This is a genomic window from Jeotgalibaca sp. A127, assembly GCF_052266745.1.
Taxonomy (GTDB): domain Bacteria; phylum Bacillota; class Bacilli; order Lactobacillales; family Aerococcaceae; genus Jeotgalibaca.
In genome coordinates this window covers 1-618 of record NZ_JBQPRC010000033.1, presented here as the reverse complement: position 1 = coordinate 618, position 618 = coordinate 1, and the positions used below count along the sequence as shown (strand labels likewise).

The following is a 618-nucleotide window of genomic DNA, read 5'->3' as shown; positions in this document are numbered from 1 at the left end:
TGGCTCTTTGTCAAGAAGTGTTGATAGTGTATTTTTCCGATTGAATGAAGGTTAAAATTCACAATCTATGAAGCAGTAGCTGGGAACCGAACGGTTCCTAAGCTGCTGTTTTTATTTCTAGCAATTTATATTCAATAAAGATGCGGTTACGGAAACTAGAAAAGTTACGATAGCCATAGGCTGTCCGCTTAATAACCTTGATTTTGTTATTGATTCCTTCCACTAAGCCGTTCGAGTAATCATAGTTCAGTGCATTGATAATTGCTTTTTCGGATTGGCGGAATGTCTTCAAAGCCCGGTCCATTTTGACCGTCAGCCCCTGTTGTTTTTCATGAATGAAAGAGCTGAACAGCTTTGGTTTCCGGTGATTAACCGTGAAGATGATGGTTTGGTAGGCGTTATAATTAAGGCGCAATCCCTCGTCCAAAGAGAGGAGATAGTCAATAATTCCCCTCTCCGTCATGAGCCCCTTAAAAAGCCGGTGATAACGGTATTCGGTGCTATTCAATGTCTCTTCCTTTTTCAGGATTAATTTCCAGTATTTCTTCAGCTTCCTGTAATCTCGATTAGCCTTTAAGTCTTTTGATTTCTTCAGGGTATTCATAAAACTGACACGTG

General features: G+C 40.1%; 1 protein-coding gene. It reads right to left on the bottom strand.

Translation table 11 applies throughout. The annotated features are described in order from the left end of the window. Nucleotides 1-97 precede the first annotated feature (97 nt). On the bottom strand, nt 98-618 hold a 521-nt coding region (locus ACTVAI_RS11840), incomplete at its 5' end, for a transposase (RefSeq protein WP_443486750.1).